We start from the raw sequence: 16,581 nt of genomic DNA, 5'->3' as shown, positions 1-16,581 counted from the left end.
AGCTTGCTCGCGATTGCGCAAGTACATTCAACATCAATGTCGACTGTCAGGCCGCTATCGCGAGCAAGCTCGCTCCCACAGTTGATCTTCAGTGGATACAAAATCTGCGTCAGACGCGGAACTGATCCATCAAACTCTGCTGCTGATTGGCCAGGCTGTTCAGCGACTGACTCACCCGCGCCGATTCATTGGCCTGGCCCGACAGCGACTCGGTCACATCCCGAATCGTCGCCACGTTGTTGTTAATCTCCTCGGCCACGGCGCTTTGCTCTTCCGCAGCACTGGCGATCTGCAGGTTCATGTCGCTGATCACCGTCACCGCTTCGCCAATCTGGCGCAGTGCCGTCACGGCATGGCCTACTTGCTCGACACTGCCCTGGGCCTGGCGATGGCTGTTGCTCATTGACCCGACCACCTCCTGGGTGCCGCTCTGCAACTGCTCGATCACCAGGCGGGTCTCTTCCACGGACTCCTGGGTCCGGCGTGCCAGGTTGCGCACTTCATCGGCGACCACGGCAAAACCACGTCCGGCCTCACCGGCGCGGGCCGCTTCGATCGCGGCGTTGAGGGCCAGCAGGTTGGTCTGTTCGGCGATGGCGCGAATCACTTCCAGCACCGAACCGATTTTCTCGCTATTGGCGGCCAGGCCTTCGACTTGCACCATGGCCGCGCTCATGTCGGCGGCGAGGTTGTCGATGCTGGTGGTGGTCTGGTCGATCACGCTCAGACCGCGCCGGGTGGCGTGATCAGCGTCCCGCGCTGCTTGTGCCGCCTGTGCGGCGCTGCGGGCGACGTCCTGGGCGGTGGCGCTCATCTCGTGGGAGGCGGTCGCGACCTGATCCACCTGGCGGTATTGCTGTTCCATGCCGGCACTGGTCTGGGTGGCGATGGCGGACGACTGATCCGCCGTGCTGCGCGCGTCCTGCACCGAGCGTTTGACCTCGGCAATGATCGGTTGCAGCTTGTCGAGGAAGCGATTGAACCAGCCGGCCAACTGGCCCAGTTCATCCTGTTTGTCGTAGGCCAGGCGTCGGGTCAGGTCGCCTTCGCCGCTGGCGATGTCTTCGAGCATGTGCGCCACGCCGAGAATCGGCTTGGTCACGCTGCGCGCCATCAGCCACACCAGCAACAGGCCGATCAACGCCGCCAGCGCACCGAGGCCGAGTTCCATCAGCGTGCCGGCGGTGTTGCTGTCATCGAGTTGTTTCTTCAGGGCTTCGGCAGGGCCGACCAGCACTTTTTCCGGCACCTCGAGCAACACGCCCCAGGACTTGCCACCGGGAATCGGCTGGAACGGCGCCAGCACCTTTAGCTGTTGGTTGCTGTGCAGGCTTTTGGTCTGGCTGCCGGCGGCGAGCATGCGAATCAGTTCGGCACCGTTGGTTGGGTCGACGGCGTCCAGGCGCTGGCTGAGTTTGCTGGCGTCCGGGCTGTAACCGGCGAGCAAACCGACCGGGCTGATGATGCTGACGTTGGTCTGGCCGTCATACAGCTTCTTGCTGGCGCCCTGGCTGACCGCTTGCAGGCTGTTGAGGTTGATGTCCGCCGACAGCGACGCGATGACCTTGCCATTGACCATCAGCGGGAAAACGATGCTGGTCATCAGCACCTTCTGCCCGTCGATCACATAGAAGTAGGGCTCGATCACGCAGGGCTTGAGCGTGGTGCGCGGGCAGGTGAACCAGGCGTTCGCCGGCTCGCCGCTGGGCCCGGTGCCGGTGTCGGCCATGTCGCTTTCGGGTAGCGCCATGGAGGTCACCTTGCCCGGTGTCGGTTGCGACCAATACAGGGCGAAGCGGCCCTTGTCGTTGCTGCCCAGTTCCGCCTGGCCGGTAAACAGATCGTCCTTGCCGTCCAGCGCATTGGCTTCGAACACCAGCGACAGGCCAAGCAGCTCCGGGTTGGCTTGCAGCGCCGACTTGACCTGGCGGGTCAGGTCTTCGCGCAGGTCGAAGGCGTCCAGGAAGCGCTTCTCGGCCTGGTCTCGCAGGAACAGCACCTGGCGGGAAAAGCCGTGGCCGTATTGATAGGCGTCCATGAACTGCTGGCGAATCTCCAGTGCCTGGTTTTCACCCTGGGATTCGATCCGGGCCTGGGCGGCTTCGGTCAGCATCTCCATGCTCGAGGTTTTCACCAGCGCGGCGCTGTGCTCCATGCGATACAGCGAAAGACCCACCAGCAGGGTCACGATACCGGCCAGGCACAGCCCGGCGAGCAGGGTGATCTTCCATTGAATGGAAAGTTGTCTGAGCGACATGGAGACGTCCTTTATTCGATAATTATCTGAGACTCGGCACTGTAGCGGCAGGGGGTCGGCTTTCTTTATGCCGTCCGGTCAATAAGAGACTTACCTGAATGGATGCCTTGCACAGGCCTCCTGTAGGAGCGAGGCTTGCCCGCGAAGGCCGTTACGCGGTTCCATTGAGAACCGCGTTATCGTTCTTCGCGGGCAAGCCTCGCTCCTACAGGGGATCGCGTAGGGGCTTTGACATGGGGGGGACTCTGCGGCAAAGTGCCCGCCCTCTAATAAAACCCATTCTTCAATCCGCTGGCGGCTCACGCAGACTGCCGGCCGGACTCATTCCGTTTGTCTTGAGGTCTTGATAATGAATGCAGTAATTGCCGCGGTCGGCGTCATGCTGATACTCAGCCTGTCCCGCGTGCATGTGGTGATCGCGCTGATCGTGGGCGCGCTGGTCGGTGGCTTGACCGGTGGCCTGGGCATCGACGCGACGCTCAAGGCGTTCAACAGCGGGCTGGGCGGCGGGGCGACGGTCGCTTTGTCCTACGCCTTGCTCGGTGCGTTCGCGGTGGCCATTGCCAAGTCTGGCCTGGCCCATGCCCTGGCCGACAAGGCCCTGGCGATGGTCGATCGCCAGCACGCCAGCGGTGGCGGTCAGGTCAAGTGGCTGCTGATCGGCTTGCTCTGGGTGGTGGCCATCGCCTCGCAGAATATCTTGCCGATACATATCGCCTTTATTCCGCTGCTGGTGCCGCCACTGTTATACGTGCTGACCAAGCTGCAACTGGACCGACGGTTGATCGCCTGTGTCATTACCTTTGGGCTGATCACGCCGTACATGTTCCTGCCCGTGGGCTTCGGCAACATTTTCCTCAATGAAATCCTGCTGGCCAACGTGGCCCGTAGCGGCGTCGATATCAGTGGCATCAACGTCACCCATGCCATGGGCATTCCGGCGCTGGGCATGGTGTTCGGCCTTGGCGCGGCCTTTATCAGCTACCGCAAGAAGCGGGTCTACAACCTGGAAAAAATCGAACAGGTCGAACAGGTCGCGGTGCAGTACAACCCCCTGAGCCTGATGGTGGCCGGCCTGGCAATCGCCGCGGCGTTCATCGTTCAGCTGCTGCTGGACTCGATGATCATCGGTGCGTTGGCCGGGTTTCTGATTTTTTCGGCATCGGGCATCGTCAAATGGCGCGACACCGACGACCTGTTCACCGAAGGCATGAAGATGATGGCGATGATCGGCTTCATCATGATCGCTGCCTCCGGCTTCGGCGAAGTGATCAAAGCCACCGGGGAGGTGCAGACGCTGGTCGAGACCTCGGCCTCGTGGATCGGCCACAGCAAGGCCGTCGGCGCGTTGCTGATGTTGCTGGTGGGTCTGCTGGTGACCATGGGCATCGGTTCGTCGTTTTCCACCGTGCCGATCCTGGCGGTGATTTTCGTGCCGCTGTGCGTGCAACTGGGCTTCAGCCCGTTGGCGATCGTCAGCATCGTCGGTACGGCCGGCGCCCTGGGTGACGCCGGTTCGCCCGCCTCGGACTCGACGCTGGGCCCGACCTCCGGCCTGAACATCGATGGCCAGCATCACCACATCTGGGACACCGTGGTCCCGACGTTCCTGCATTACAACCTGCCCTTGCTGGGGTTTGGCTGGGTGGCGGCGATGGTGTTGTAGTCACATCACCCCCTGTGGGAGCGAGCTTGCTCGCGATGGCAGTGTGTCAGGCAACAGAGATATCGACTGACATACCGCCATCGCGAGCAAGCTCGCTCCCACAGTGATTGTGGTGTTCAATCCTTAATTGGACGGCCTGTCCCAATACGGCACCGCACCAAAGCACTCGACAAAAAAATCGATCACCGTCCTGACTTTCACCGACAACCGTCGACTGCCCGGCCAGAGCACGGCAATCTGCTGCGGTTCGAGGCTGTTGGATACCTGATAGTCCCCCAGCACCGGCACCAGCGTGCCGTTGCGCACCGCTTCGCCAATCAGCCACGACGGAAACATCACCAGCCCCAGGCCTTGCTCGGCGGCCTGGGTCAGCGTGTCGGCGTGGTTGCCGGTGATCGGTCCCTTCACCGAACAGGGCGTCCAATCCTGCTGGCCTTGGCGAAAAAACCAGCGCTGCTGGCCGGTCACGCCCTTGTAGGCCAGGCATTGATGGGCCTGCAGTTCGTTCGGATGTCGCGGCGTGCCGTGGCGCTTGAGGTAAGCCGGGCTCGCTGCGACTTGAAAGCGGTGCGGCGCCAGGATACGTGCCTGCATGCTCGAATCGTGCAGCGGGCCGATGCGAAACAGCAAGTCGGCGCCTTCCTGCAATGGGTCGATGTAGCTGTCGGTCTGCTGGATATCCAGTTGTAGTTTCGGATAGCGCTCGCACAGCTGCCCCAGCCACGGGGTCAGATGCCGTTGACCAAACACCACCGGCGCATTGATCCGCACCAGCCCGCTGGGGTCGCTTTGCTGTTCCTGCAAAGCCTGTTCGGCTTCTTCCAGTTGCACCAGCACCAGCCGTGCGTGATGGCCGAGCATCCGCCCGGCCTCGGTGGGGGTAACGGCGCGGGTATGGCGGTAGAGCAATTGTTGGTTCAAGGCCTGTTCCATCAGCTGGATCTGCCGCGAAATCGACGAGGGCGCCAGGCCCTCACGGCGGGCCACTTCGGAAAAGCTGCCGTGATCCAGTACAGCGACAAACAGTCGAAGAGCCTTGAATCCCAGTTCGTTGAGACCGTGCATGATCAATCCTGCTGTGCGGTTTGCGCAAAAGTGTTATCCGGATGCTCCCATTTATCGCAAAGCGCCGCCAGCCGATAATGCGCGCCAATTCCACTGACAATGCAAACCCTGTAGGAGCGATGCTTGCTCCGGGCGGCGTTCCGACGAAGGACGTAAACGATGACGCGTGCAGTCTGGATGAACGCGCCGCCCTCTGATTCTTCGCGAGCAAGCTCGCTCCTACAGGGTTCGCGTTTTGATCGACTACACCGGAGCTCCCGATGCAATCTTCTTCAATCGATAATATTTGCGATGTCGCAACGCCAACCACCAACCCCGGCTTGCGTCTATTGCTGCTGCCATTGGTCATTCTCGCCGGCATGGGCCTTTCCGTGGAGGCAGGCCTGCTTGGGCCGCTGGGGGTTCAGGTCGGGCACTTGTGGGCGACCTTGAGCATCTTCGGCGTGGGCTCGGCGATTCTGTTTCTGCTGCTGTTGTTCAGCGGCCCGCAACAGGGGCCGGCTTTGAACGAGCTGCCGCGCTGGCAATTGATCGGCGGTTTTCTCGGGCCGATCTACGTGGTGGTGCTGACCCTGGCCACGCCGCACATCGGCATCGCCATGACCATGATCGCGATTCTCTCCGGGCAGGTCGGCAAGAGTGTGCTGATCGATCACTTCGGCTGGTTTGGCGCCACCCGCAAAAAGGTCAACGGTGAACGTTGGCTGGCCTTGCTGCTGATTGTCGCGGCACTTGTACTGATTGCCCGGGGTTGATGATGAATCTGATCATGTTGTTGGCGGTGGTCGTGGCCGCCGGTGCGGTATTGAGTGTCCAGGCGGCGATCAACGGGCGACTGGGGGAAACGGTCGGCGTGTTGCGCAGCAGTTTGCTGACCTTCGTGGTGGGTGCCGTGGTCACCGGGTTGTTGATCCTGTTTTTCGAACCGGCCCATGCCATGAGCCTGTTGGATGTGCCGAAGTGGCAGCTCGGCGGCGCATTGTTCGGCGTGGTGTACATGATGGTGATGGTCGGCGCGGTGCCACGGGTGGGCACAGCCGTGGCAACGGTCGCCGTGATCGTCGGGCAACTGGGCATGGGGATGTTGATCGATAACTTCGGCTGGCTGGGCAATCCGCCGATAGAGCTGTCCGGCAGTCGGGTATTGGCGATGGGGCTTCTCGCCTTGGCGTTGCTGTTCATGTACCGCAGCACTACACGGCAGGCATGACGCTCCTACACTGGTATTACGGTGCGCAGTCCAGCGCCGGACAACCATACCTATGGAGTCAGACTCATGATCGACAGTGAAAGTATCTGCGACTGCCCCAAATGCTCCTGCAAGCTAGGCGAACATCCGATCGCACGTCACGGCAAGCACTATTGCTGCGAAGCCTGCGCCAAGCACCATGAACACGGCGAAGAATGCGCCAGTAAAGGGTGCAAGTGTGCCCACGGCAAATAGCTCATCCAGGCAAAGGTGGAGCCTAGTCGGGCTCCACTTCCAGCTTCAGGCTTTCATCGTCCAGTCGTTCAGTATCGCGGACGACGCCGCTGAGCTTTCGTCCTTCAACTTTCACCAGTAGCGTCTTCGCCTGTTCCAGATCCTCGGGCACGGGCGCCTGCACGCGCAGGGCGAAGCGGGTGGGATCATTTTCGACTTGTTCAAGCGCGACCAGGCATTCGGCGCTTTTGGTGACCCGCCCGAACAGCGTATCCAGGCCGTAGTCGATGTGAGCCATGCTGGTGAGTGGTGTCGTGGTCATGCGCTAATTCCTCTCAATGTCCCCTCTCAATTTTCAAAGCGGGACGCGACCGGTCAATTCGCCGGGCGCCACTTGACGTTCTCCACGCCGAATTTCTCCGCCATCGGTTTGCTGGTCTTTTGCACCTTCTCCCGGCCGAAGCGCGGGATCCGACCCACGCCGGCGTCACAGCTCGCCCAATGCCAGGCCTCTGCGTTATCCATTTTTTCCAGACGGATAATGAAAGACTTGGGAGCGCCATGAAGGGTGTATTCAATGACGAAAAGTTTTGCATTGTTCATAAAGCCCGTAATCCTCCCTGTGGTAATAGAAGGATCGTCCGGGCTGCGGAAAATTCATTCGGATTGTCGGACGGCTGCGGCAGCGCCTGAAAACCGGCGTTGTTGTAGACTCTTGGGCTATGACTTCACGAGATGATTCCCCAATGAGCGAGCCGATCCGACTGACCCAATACAGCCACGGCGCAGGTTGTGGCTGCAAGATTTCTCCCCAGGTGCTGGAGGTGATCCTGGCCGGCAGCGGAGCGCAGAATCTTGATCCGAAACTCTGGGTCGGCAACGCCTCACGCGATGACGCGGCGGTGTATGCCATCGACGAAGAGCGGGGCGTGGTGTCGACCACCGACTTCTTCATGCCGATCGTCGACGATCCGTTCGATTTCGGCCGCATCGCCGCGACCAATGCCATCAGCGATATCTACGCCATGGGCGGCGACCCGCTGATGGCCATTGCCATCCTTGGCTGGCCGGTCAATGTCCTGGCGCCGGAGATCGCCCGGGAAGTGATTCGCGGCGGACGCTCGGTGTGCGATGAAGCGGGAATCCCGTTGGCCGGTGGGCATTCCATCGACGCGCCGGAGCCGATCTTCGGCCTGGCCGTGACCGGGCTGGTGGAAAAGCGCCACATGAAGCGCAACGACACCGCCACCGCCGGTTGCCTGCTCTACCTGACCAAGCCCCTGGGCATCGGCATCCTCACCACCGCGGAGAAAAAGGGCAAGTTGCGCCACGCCGACATCGGCCTGGCGCGTGACTGGATGTGCACCCTGAACAAACCCGGCAGCCGCTTCGGCAAGCTCGAGGGCGTGACCGCGATGACCGACGTCACCGGTTTTGGCCTGTTGGGGCATCTGGTGGAAATGGCCGATGGCAGCCAGTTGACCGCGCGCATCGAATACGAGCGTGTGCCGCGCCTGCCGGGAGTCGAGTACTACCTGGAACAGGGTTGCGTACCCGGTGGCACCTTGCGCAACTTCGACAGCTACGCCAGCAAGCTCGGACGCCTGCAGGAACTGCACAAACGCGTGCTCTGCGACCCGCAGACCAGTGGCGGCCTGCTGATCGCAGTCACCCCTGAAGGTAACGCACAATTTCTCGAAGTGGCCGCCGGGTTGGGCCTGAACCTTGAGCCGATCGGCGAATTGATCGAACGACAGACTAACGCGGTCGAGGTGTTTTGATGTCACGCGACTGCACCGATTACCGCGACATCTTTCTCAACGACAGGCCGATGATGGATGCCCGGGCGCCGATCGAATTCCTCAAGGGTTCATTCCCCGGCGTGGTCAACCTGCCGCTGATGAACGACCACGAACGGCAGCGGATCGGCACCTGCTACAAGCAGCAGGGTCAGCAAGCCGCGATTACGCTGGGGCATCAATTGGTCTCCGGCGACATCAAGGCTGAACGCGTCCGGGCCTGGGCCGACTTTGCCCGGGCGCATCCCGATGGCTATCTGTACTGTTTTCGCGGCGGTTTGCGCTCGCAGATTGTACAGCAATGGCTTAAGGACGAGGCCGGGATCGACTATCCGCGGGTCGGTGGCGGCTATAAGGCAATGCGCACGTTCCTGCTGGAGACGGTCGATCAAGCCATTGCCCAGTGCGATTTCGTGTTGCTGGGCGGCATGACCGGCACCGGCAAGACCGAGGTGCTCACGCAATTGAGCAACGGGTTGGACCTTGAAGGTCACGCCAATCATCGCGGCTCCAGCTTCGGCAAACGCGCCACCGGTCAACCCTCCAACATCGACTTCGAAAACCGCCTGGCCGTGGACATACTGAAGAAGCGCGCCCGTGGCATCGAGCAGTTCGTGCTGGAAGACGAGAGCCGGGCGATCGGCAGTTGCGCGCTGCCATTGCCGCTGTTCCAGGGCATGCAGCAGTTTGCGATGGTGTGGCTGGAAGACAGTCTGGAAGGGCGGGTGGAGCGGATCCTGCGCGACTACGTGGTGGATTTGTGCGCCGAATTCATCGCCGTGCATGGCGATGAAGGCTTCGGGCTGTTTTCCGAGCGATTGCTGGCGAGCCTGAACAATGTGCAGAAGCGCCTGGGCGGCGAGCGTCACCGGCGGATGCTGATATTGATGGAGGATGCGTTGGCAGAGCAGGCGAAGAGTGGGGCGGTGGATCTGCACCGGGGCTGGATCGAAGGGTTGTTGAGCGAGTATTACGATCCGATGTATGCGTTTCAGCGGGAGAAGAAGGGTTCGCGGATCGAGTTTGCGGGGGAGCGGGGGGCTGTGCTTGAGTATTTGCGCGAGCGGGGCAATCGGCAGGGATGATGTAGTGTCTATGCCGGCCCCTTCGCGGGCAAGCCCGCTCCCACAGGTCCAGCGTCGATCACACATCTGTGTCTCACCACAAACCACTGTGGGAGCGGGCTTGCTCCGGGCGGCGTTCCGACGAAGGGGCCCGCGCAAACGCTACAAAACTGAAGGCGCCGCCCCGATCACCACTCAGGTCGGACAGGTCTCCCGACCATTATCCAGCCCCTGCTTGTAGCTGTGGCTCTCCAGGCTGGCCTTGCCGTTGTGCCAGGTCAGCGTGAGCACGTACAGCGAGTCGTAATCGCTGGACTCCCAGTCATCGGTGATGCTCTGTTTCTTGCCGACCGCTTCGCCAGCGACCTTGTTGATCAGCTCCGGCAGGTAGCCGTGGGACCAGGCGGTGTAGATGACCGAGTTGTGGTACTTGTCGTGCAGCAGTTCATCGGCCAGGTCGCTGGTGTCGTTGGCCGAGAAATTTATATTCACCGGCAAGCCGAGCTTGATGGCGCTTGGGCTGATGGTCATCAACGGGCGGATATAGCTGTAGGAGTTGTCCAGCTCGCCTTCCTCGACATTACGCGTCGGGTTGGCGGCAAACACGTAATTGGCCTTGCCGAATTTTTCCGGCAGCAAGGTGGCCAGATCGATGGCGCGGTTCAAGCCCTGGCAATTGAGCTGGCCGAGGCCGCCGGCGGGTTTTTCCGCGTGGCGCAAGAATACCAGCGTCTGGGTGCCATCCGCCGGTTGGGCGCGGCTTTCACTGGACTCCAGCGACAGGAACAGCGCGCTCACTGCCAGCAAGGAGGGCAGGAATACGTACGCGCGATGTTTGAAGCGTTTGGCGAATTTCAAAAGGTTCGTCATGTGTATAGGTGATCTTCGGCGCATTCGGTTAAGGCTGACAAACCTCTACACCGCGAGCTTCCGGCTGCGAGTGTTTTCCATGTCATGGGGGCGGTGCGTTGGAGTCCCCTGAGCCCATTTGGTTCATCCGGGCGAGTGCAGCACTTTAGCGGCAACTTCGAACGGATTGGAGCAAAGGATATCAACAGGATGTTGCGGATTTATGGACAGGGTACAGCCGATGGCGGTGACGAATACGGCCGATCTTTTGATCTTGCTCATCAGCAATATCGATAACGCCAAAAGTTCGCAACCTTCGCCAACGCCTGCATTATGATCAACGGTCTCAATTTTGCCGTGGATTCTCCCCCATGACCGATCTTTCCGCGTACCCGATCACCCGAAAATGGCCGGCCCGATACCCCGACTGGATCCAGCTTTACTCCTTGCCGACCCCCAACGGCGTCAAGGTCTCGATCATGCTCGAAGAGATCGGGCTGCCCTACGAGCCGCACCGGGTGGGCTTCGATACCAACGATCAGGTGTCCGCCGAATTTCTGTCCCTGAACCCCAACAACAAGATTCCCGCCATCCTCGATCCCCATGGACCGGACGACCGACCGCTGCCGCTGTTCGAATCCGGAGCGATTTTGATCTACCTCGCCGACAAGAGCGGGCAATTGCTGGCCCAGGAGTCGGCCGCCCGGTATGAGACCATCCAGTGGCTGATGTTTCAGATGGGGGGTGTCGGACCGATGTTCGGCCAGGTCGGCTTTTTCCACAAATTCGCCGGCAAGGACTATGAGGACAAGCGGCCGCGGGACCGCTACATCGAAGAAAGCAAACGCTTGCTCAAGGTGCTCGACGAACGTCTGGAAGGGCGGGACTGGATCATGGGCGAGCGCTACACCATTGCCGACATTGCGACGTTCCCCTGGGTGCGCAACCTGATCGGCTTCTATGAGGCCGGGGATCTGGTGGGCATCAAGGATTTCGCCAACGTTACACGGGTGCTGGAGCGCTTCCTGGCGCGGCCGGCGGTGATGCGCGGGCTGGAAATCCCCAAACCGATCTCAGGCTGACCCCCGAACCTGTAGGAGCCGGCTTGCCGGCGAAAGCGGTGGATCAGTCAATACATGCTTTGACTGACACTCCGCCTTCGCCGGCAAGCCGGCTCCTACAGGGTTCAATGGTGGATCAGGGCGATCCAAAAAACGGCCTGATCCCATGATCCCGGAAATACCGCTCGATCACCTTCGGATCGGAGCACGTCTCGGCTATCGCCACATAGGTATCCGGCCGCAACAGATAAAACCCGCTCCGCCCCAAACCCGCCGCTTCAAATGCCGGACGCCAGCCAAACACGTGCAACGGCAAATGATGTTCGTTGCACCAGGCGATCATTTCATCGCTGGTGTCGCCATACACGTGCACCTGCCAACCCATGCACTTGAGCGATTCGAAATTGTCCCCCTCGCCGTCGTGGGCCCAGGGTAAACGGTCGCCGCCATGAACATGCCCGGCAACGCCGTTGCTCAACGGCATCCCGCGATAATCGAGGGTGATTTGCGACACCGTGCGAAACAGGAACTCGCGGCTCGTTTCCAGTGACGCCATCTTGGGCAGCAGAAACGGCGCCACCCGTGTGCGCAGCAAGTCGGCCAGGCGTCCTTCGGCGGTGACGAAACTGAACACCCGGTCGGTGGTGGCCACCAGTTTGCGGGCAAATGCGATGCGCTCCGGTTCATAGGTGTCGAGCAGTCTGGCCTGGGCGCCACCACTCAGCACCGCGGCGAGTTTCCAGGCCAGGTTGATGGCATCGCCGATTCCGGTATTCATGCCCTGGCCGCCCGCGGGGCTGTGGACGTGGGCCGCATCACCCAGCAGAAACGCGCGCCCGGTGCGGAAGTGATCCGCCACCCGGTGGTGCACACGATAGGTCGAGAACCAGTTCAGTTGCTCGACCTTAACCTTCATGTGTTCGATGGCCCGGCTGCTCACGTCTTCGAAGCGCAGGGTTTCGGCCCGCTCGGCGCGTTCATCGCGCACCGTACCGATCAGGCGGGCGCGACCTTCACCGGCCAACGGAAACACCGCGAGAAAATCCGCCTCATCGAGGTCCACGTGCAATTCGCCGTTGAACGCCGGCCCACTGCCTTGCACGTCGGCGACGTAGAAAATCTGCTGATAGGTGCCGCCGGGAAACCCGGTGTCCAGGGTCTTGCGCACGATCGACCGGGCACCGTCGCATCCGGCCAGATAACAGCTCTGGCAGATTTCCAGCTGGCCATCGGGCAAGCGCAGGCGGGCGGTGATGCCGTCACCGGTTTCCTCGAAACCCTCCAGCTCGGTAGTGCGCTCGACCCTGATGCCGAAGGCTTCCAGGCGTTCTATCAGCAGCCGCTCGTGTTCGTCCTGCGGGTATATTTCGAGAAATGCGTAGGGAGTCAGACCCTCGCCGATGCTGCTCAGGGGCAGGCGCGTCACCGGTTCGCCCTTGACCCAGAAGTTCGCCGCGCCGACGCGATGGCCGTTCTGCACCACGGCCTGGCTCAGGTCGAGCTGGCGATACAGCTCCAGCGTCCGCGCCTGCACCGCCAGCGCCCGCGAGGTGGTGCCGGGGCTCGACGACTTGTCGATAATCCGTGGGCGGATCCCCAGTTTGCTCAGCCACAGCGCCAGTACCAGTCCGGTCGGGCCGGCACCGATGATCAGTACGTCGCTACGGTTCATGCGCCGGTCCTCCTGGATGTCGTGGATCAAGTATGGTCCAGTCCGGGCATGGGGTCAGGCTCGCTGCCCAATGGACAAGCCCCTCGCTGTGTCAACAGAAGGAACAGTGCTTCACCGGCACAGTCATAGCCTGCGCCATGCCATTGATCGTATGGTTAACCCGGCTCAACGGATTTGATGGAGCATCATGCAAGCCAATCGATTGATCATGAGTATCGCCGCGTTGCTGGTCCTGGCCGGTTGCGGCACTCAACGCATCCAGGAGCCACCGGCACGCACACCCGCCGAGGTCAGGGCCGAGATCGTGCGTCTGCTGCCGGCCAAGACCGTCGACCGTCAAGGATGGGCCACGGACATTTATGCAGCGTTTGCCGCCCAGAATATCTACCCCTCCACGCAGAACCTGTGTTCGGTACTGGCGGTCACCGAGCAGGAATCGACCTTTCAGGTGGACCCCCGGGTACCGGGCCTGGGCAGGATCGCCCGCGAGGAAATCGACCGCCGGGCCGCCAAGGCCCACATCCCCGGTTTGCTGGTGAGCGGTGCGCTGCAGGTGAGTTCCAGCAACGGCAAGAGCTACAGCGACCGCCTGAATGCCGCGCGCAGTGAAAAAGAGCTCAGCGCGATCTTCGATGATTTCATCGGGATGGTACCCATGGGCCGCACCCTGTTCGGCGGTTTCAATCCGGTGCACACCGGCGGGCCGATGCAGGTCAGCATCGATTTCGCCGAGGAACAGGCGCGGGATTATCCGTACCCGGTGGACGGCTCGATTCGTCGTGAAGTGTTCAGCCGTCGCGGTGGCATGTATTTCGGCATCGCCCACTTGCTCGGTTATCCGGTGAGCTACAAGCAGCCGCTGTACCGCTTCGCCGATTTCAATGCCGGGTGGTACGCCAGCCGCAATGCCGCGTTCCAGAACGCGGTGAGTCGTGCGACGGGCATTCCCCTGGCGCTGGATGGCGATCTGGTGCGCTACGATTCGATCATGCCTGGCACTACGGAACTGGCGGTGCGCACCCTCGGCAAGCAACTGGGCATGCGCAATCCGACCATCCGCAATCAACTGGAGAAGGGCAAAAGCCTCGAATTCGAAGACACCGACCTCTATCAGCGGGTTTTCGAACTGGCCGAACAGGCCGAGGGGCGTTCATTGCCGCGCGCGGTATTACCGGGGATCGTGCTGCAGAGTCCGAAAATCACCCGCAAGCTCACCACGGCCTGGTTCGCCAAAAGGGTCGACGAGCGTTATCAGCGGTGTATGGCGCGGGCCAGGTAGGAGCCGGCCTGGCGAAGGCGTCATCATGGGCGCCGGATTATTGCCGGTATCCCAGTGCACTTCTACACTGAGAGCGGGCAATGTTCGCGCAATGAAGTGGAACGAGGGCGGGTGAGCGCGCCTCTACTGACTATATTCCTGTCTCGCCAGTGGGGGCCGCACCATGTACCAGCTCTACGGACACCAGAACTCCGGCGCAGCTGCGATCGAAGCAGCACTTGAGCTCTGCGAGATCCCTTACCGCTTCATCGATGTCGAGTCGTCCCCGCAGGACGCCATGGCGCTGGAGAAACTCAACCCGCTCAAGCAGATTCCGACTTTGCAACTGCCCGATGGCAGCATTCTCACCGAGAGTGCCGCGATCCTGATTCACCTGGGGCTCACCTTTCCCGATTCGAAGCTGCTTCCGGAAAACGCCGGCGAGCGCGATCAGGCCATCCGTGGCCTGGCGTTTATCGTCAGCAATTGCTACGCGGCCATCGGCATCATCGATTACCCCGAACGCTGGTTGGCCCAGGCGGACGAAGCGTCCAGGCACAACCTCATGGACGGCGCGCGCAAGCGCCTGCACTGGTGCTGGGAGGTGTTTGCCGATCAGTTCTCGGGCGAGTTGTACCTGGGCGATGAAAGCCCCAGGGCCCTGGATGTGCTGGCGGCGGTGGTCAGTCGGTGGGCGGGCAGCCGCGAGCATTTGCGCAGTACCCGGCCAGGGTTCTTCACGTGGCTGGAACGCATCGACCGGCACCCAACGCTGGCGCCGGTGTTCGCCCGGCATTGGCCATCCTGAGAACACCACCATTCCCCCTGTAGGAGCGAGGATTGCCCGCGAACAGGCCAGGTCAGTCGACATCAATGTTGAATGTCAGTCCGCCTTCGCGGGCAAGCCTCGCTCCTACAAGGGTTATGCGGTGTCAGTGGGTTATTCCCCGCGAATGTACTGCTCCAACTGCCGAATCAGCTCGGCCTGTTCGGCGATGGCTTCCTTGACCAGGTCGCCGATCGACAACAAGCCGATCAGCTTGCCGCCTTCCACCACGGGCAAGTGCCGCAGACGTTTGTCGGACATGATGCCCATGCAGGTTTCCACGGTTTGATGGGTGTCCACGGTGATGACCGGCGAGACCATGATGTCCTCGACCGGCGTACCGACGGACGAACGGCCCTTGAGCACCAGTTTGCGCGCATAGTCACGCTCGCTGATGATGCCGATGACCTCGCCATTCTTCACCACCGGCAATGCGCCGACGTTTTTCGCGGCCATGACCATCAGCGCTTCAAGCACCATTTGATGAGGCGCAATGGTGTGGACTTCCTGATTTTGCTGGGCCTTTAACTTGAGCAGTTGGGCGACGGTTTTCATGGCGGTTTCTCAGGTGTTGTCGTTGTCCTTGAAGAATCGTAGACCCGGGCGCGCAGAGCAAGGCAGAAAGCGGCGGATAACACTCAAAAAACGCCATTCGGCGGTTTTTCTTCGGCGATCCTTTGCTTTTAGCTCAACTCCAGCCAGATCGGCGCATGGTCCGAGGGTTTTTCCATCCCGCGCAGTTCGTAATCCACACCCGCATCCTTCACCCGCGGCAACAAGCCCTGGGACGCCATGATCAAGTCGATGCGCAGCCCGCGCTTGGGCTCATCCTCGAAGCCGCGGCTACGGTAGTCGAACCAGCTGAAACGGTCGGACACGTCCGGGTTCAGGTGACGGAAGCTGTCCACCAGGCCCCAGTTCTTCAGGCGCGCCATCCACTCGCGCTCTTCGGGCAGGAAGCTGCATTTGCCGGTTTTCAGCCAGCGTTTCATGTTGTCCGGGCCGATGCCGATGTCGCAGTCTTCCGGGGAAATGTTCACGTCGCCCATCACCACCAGCGGCTGATCATTGCTGAACTGACTTTCCAGCAATTGCTGCAAGTCGCCGTAGAAGCGCTCCTTGGCCGGAAACTTGGTGGGGTGGTCGCGGCTTTCGCCCTGGGGGAAATAGCCGTTCATGATGGTCACCGGCACACCATTGGCGTCGGCGAAGGTGCCCCAGATGAAACGGCGCTGAGCGTCTTCTTCATCGGTGGCGAACCCCTTGTGCAGCGCCAGGGGTTCTTTGCGCGAGAGCAAGGCGACACCGTAGTGGCCCTTTTGCCCATGGAAATACACGTGATAGCCCAGGGCCTGAACGTCGGCCAGGGGGAATTGTTCGTCATGGACCTTGGTTTCCTGCAGCCCGATCACGTCAGGTTGATGCTTCTCGATCAGCGCCGCCAGCTGATGCGGGCGAGCGCGCAGCCCGTTGATGTTGAAGGAGACGATCTTCATGGTCGGCAGTCCTGGCAAAAGGGCGATGCTAGCTGACATGGAGGGATGGGGCCAGTGTTGGGGCTGGAGGAATTTACCTCTGTCAGACATGTGTTGCCTTTGCCGGCCTCTTCGCGAGCAAGCCCGCTCCCACAGGTACCCCAGT

At 61.2% G+C, this 16,581-nt stretch carries 18 protein-coding genes and 1 pseudogene; 9 read left to right on the top strand and 10 right to left on the bottom strand.

Annotation, left to right across the window (positions count from 1 at the left end; genetic code table 11):
* Positions 1 to 109 precede the first annotated feature (109 nt).
* Complete coding sequence (locus tag PMA3_RS33680; protein WP_420848700.1) at positions 110 to 865, bottom strand: methyl-accepting chemotaxis protein; 756 nt, start codon at positions 863 to 865, stop codon at positions 110 to 112.
* Between the two features lie 102 nt (positions 866 to 967).
* Positions 968 to 1,114: pseudogene (locus PMA3_RS33675) on the bottom strand (HAMP domain-containing protein); the annotation flags it as partial.
* Between the two features lie 1,492 nt (positions 1,115 to 2,606).
* Here PMA3_RS33675 and PMA3_RS19940 point away from each other — a divergent pair.
* Positions 2,607 to 3,923 carry a Na+/H+ antiporter family protein gene (locus PMA3_RS19940; RefSeq protein WP_064678791.1) on the top strand — a complete coding sequence of 439 codons (1,317 nt, stop codon included), beginning with the start codon at positions 2,607 to 2,609 and terminating at the stop codon, positions 3,921 to 3,923.
* 123 nt (positions 3,924 to 4,046) lie between these two features.
* Here the strand turns inward: PMA3_RS19940 and PMA3_RS19935 are convergent, their stop codons facing one another.
* The gene (locus PMA3_RS19935) at positions 4,047 to 4,988 is read right to left on the bottom strand and encodes a LysR family transcriptional regulator (RefSeq protein WP_064678790.1); all 942 of its coding nucleotides are present in this window, start codon (positions 4,986 to 4,988) and stop codon (positions 4,047 to 4,049) included.
* A 260-nt stretch (positions 4,989 to 5,248) separates the two neighbouring features.
* Here PMA3_RS19935 and PMA3_RS19930 point away from each other — a divergent pair, with 260 nt between their 5' ends.
* The 3 genes from PMA3_RS19930 (at position 5,249) to PMA3_RS19920 (ending at position 6,432) form a co-directional block, all read left to right on the top strand.
* The gene (locus PMA3_RS19930; protein WP_064678789.1) at positions 5,249 to 5,743 is read left to right on the top strand and encodes a DMT family transporter; all 495 of its coding nucleotides are present in this window, start codon (positions 5,249 to 5,251) and stop codon (positions 5,741 to 5,743) included.
* On the top strand, positions 5,743 to 6,198 hold the full coding sequence (locus PMA3_RS19925) for a DMT family transporter (RefSeq protein ID WP_064678788.1): 456 nt from the start codon (positions 5,743 to 5,745) through the stop codon (positions 6,196 to 6,198). The genes PMA3_RS19930 and PMA3_RS19925 overlap by 1 nt, the downstream gene beginning before the upstream one ends.
* A gap of 66 nt (positions 6,199 to 6,264) precedes the next feature.
* Entirely contained in the window at positions 6,265 to 6,432 is a 168-nt protein-coding gene (locus PMA3_RS19920) for a metallothionein (protein ID WP_064678787.1), read from the top strand.
* Positions 6,433 to 6,454: 22 nt separating this feature from the next.
* Here PMA3_RS19920 and PMA3_RS19915 read toward each other — a convergent pair whose 3' ends face one another.
* Entirely contained in the window at positions 6,455 to 6,733 is a 279-nt protein-coding gene (locus tag PMA3_RS19915; protein ID WP_064678786.1) for a hypothetical protein, read from the bottom strand.
* A gap of 53 nt (positions 6,734 to 6,786) precedes the next feature.
* A complete protein-coding gene (locus PMA3_RS19910; protein ID WP_064678785.1) occupies positions 6,787 to 7,014 on the bottom strand; it encodes a DUF6555 family protein in 228 nt (75 codons plus the stop codon).
* 143 nt (positions 7,015 to 7,157) lie between these two features.
* On the opposite strand from PMA3_RS19910, the gene selD reads away from it, so the two are divergent.
* Positions 7,158 to 8,192, top strand: coding sequence for a selenide, water dikinase SelD (gene selD, locus PMA3_RS19905; RefSeq protein WP_064678784.1), 1,035 nt, complete (start codon positions 7,158 to 7,160; stop codon positions 8,190 to 8,192).
* Positions 8,192 to 9,295, top strand: a complete 1,104-nt coding sequence (mnmH, locus tag PMA3_RS19900; RefSeq protein WP_064678783.1) for a tRNA 2-selenouridine(34) synthase MnmH — start codon at positions 8,192 to 8,194, stop codon at positions 9,293 to 9,295. The genes selD and mnmH overlap by 1 nt, the downstream gene beginning before the upstream one ends.
* Positions 9,296 to 9,469: 174 nt before the next feature.
* Here the strand turns inward: mnmH and PMA3_RS19895 are convergent, their stop codons facing one another.
* Positions 9,470 to 10,144 carry a hypothetical protein gene (locus PMA3_RS19895; protein ID WP_064678782.1) on the bottom strand — a complete coding sequence of 225 codons (675 nt, stop codon included), beginning with the start codon at positions 10,142 to 10,144 and terminating at the stop codon, positions 9,470 to 9,472.
* A 123-nt stretch (positions 10,145 to 10,267) separates the two neighbouring features.
* Positions 10,268 to 10,405: a hypothetical protein gene (locus tag PMA3_RS32695; RefSeq protein ID WP_161491151.1), complete on the bottom strand. Its 138-nt coding sequence runs from the start codon at positions 10,403 to 10,405 to the stop codon at positions 10,268 to 10,270.
* 89 nt (positions 10,406 to 10,494) lie between these two features.
* On the opposite strand from PMA3_RS32695, the gene PMA3_RS19890 reads away from it, so the two are divergent.
* Positions 10,495 to 11,205 carry a glutathione binding-like protein gene (locus PMA3_RS19890; protein WP_064678781.1) on the top strand — a complete coding sequence of 237 codons (711 nt, stop codon included), beginning with the start codon at positions 10,495 to 10,497 and terminating at the stop codon, positions 11,203 to 11,205.
* Positions 11,206 to 11,320: 115 nt separating this feature from the next.
* Here the strand turns inward: PMA3_RS19890 and PMA3_RS19885 are convergent, their stop codons facing one another.
* Positions 11,321 to 12,856 carry an FAD-dependent monooxygenase gene (locus PMA3_RS19885; protein ID WP_064678780.1) on the bottom strand — a complete coding sequence of 512 codons (1,536 nt, stop codon included), beginning with the start codon at positions 12,854 to 12,856 and terminating at the stop codon, positions 11,321 to 11,323.
* A 187-nt stretch (positions 12,857 to 13,043) separates the two neighbouring features.
* On the opposite strand from PMA3_RS19885, the gene PMA3_RS19880 reads away from it, so the two are divergent.
* Together PMA3_RS19880 and PMA3_RS19875 are read left to right on the top strand one after the other, a co-directional pair.
* Complete coding sequence (locus PMA3_RS19880) at positions 13,044 to 14,135, top strand: DUF1615 domain-containing protein (protein WP_064678779.1); 1,092 nt, start codon at positions 13,044 to 13,046, stop codon at positions 14,133 to 14,135.
* 163 nt (positions 14,136 to 14,298) lie between these two features.
* A complete protein-coding gene (locus tag PMA3_RS19875) occupies positions 14,299 to 14,922 on the top strand; it encodes a glutathione S-transferase (protein WP_064678778.1) in 624 nt (207 codons plus the stop codon).
* 132 nt (positions 14,923 to 15,054) lie between these two features.
* Here PMA3_RS19875 and PMA3_RS19870 read toward each other — a convergent pair whose 3' ends face one another.
* Both PMA3_RS19870 and xthA read right to left on the bottom strand, forming a co-directional pair.
* A complete protein-coding gene (locus PMA3_RS19870) occupies positions 15,055 to 15,495 on the bottom strand; it encodes a CBS domain-containing protein (RefSeq protein WP_064678777.1) in 441 nt (146 codons plus the stop codon).
* 128 nt (positions 15,496 to 15,623) lie between these two features.
* Entirely contained in the window at positions 15,624 to 16,436 is an 813-nt protein-coding gene (gene xthA / locus PMA3_RS19865; RefSeq protein ID WP_064678776.1) for an exodeoxyribonuclease III, read from the bottom strand.
* Positions 16,437 to 16,581: the final 145 nt, after the last annotated feature.

The sequence above is a fragment of the Pseudomonas silesiensis genome (assembly GCF_001661075.1).
Lineage (GTDB): Bacteria > Pseudomonadota > Gammaproteobacteria > Pseudomonadales > Pseudomonadaceae > Aquipseudomonas > Aquipseudomonas silesiensis.
Note: the sequence above shows the minus strand (reverse complement) of the source record. Positions and strands in the feature narration are given on the sequence as shown.